Source organism: Rhizobium sp. SVR5-2C (genome assembly GCF_056755115.1).
On record NZ_JBNDHT010000350.1, the window covers coordinates 1 to 367 of the forward strand.

At 55.3% G+C, this 367-nt stretch carries 1 protein-coding gene; it reads right to left on the bottom strand.

What is annotated here, in order from left to right:
- Window positions 1–175 precede the first annotated feature (175 nt).
- Window positions 176–367, bottom strand: a 192-nt coding sequence (locus ACPYOI_RS36030) for a Rap1a/Tai family immunity protein (protein WP_481424169.1), incomplete at its 5' end; no start/stop codon positions are given.

The following is a 367-nucleotide window of genomic DNA, read 5'->3' on the forward strand; positions in this document are numbered from 1 at the left end:
GGGGCAAAACATTAAGCCTCGCCACGCGATCCCAAACGTTAAAACGATCAAGATGCTGCTAATGTTCCGCTTCGGCGTTGTACGTTAGGTTTCAGCCGACGACGCCGAACAGCCATGCAAGCAGGATCGCCAGGGCCGCGGCCATCGCTATCAGGATCCAGACATCCCGAAATGTTTAGGAACGGCATGGCCAAGCATCCCTTAGCGCCATCAGGTTCACCTGCGCGCCTTTACGGTCTCGCTCCTTCGGGTTGTCGTTAATCCACTTGCAGACTGCGTCATTGATCTCACCCATAGTGACGCTATCAGGTAAACAGACGGGATCCCGTAGGAACCCGGTCATGTCAGTGACCCCACTAACGTAGCC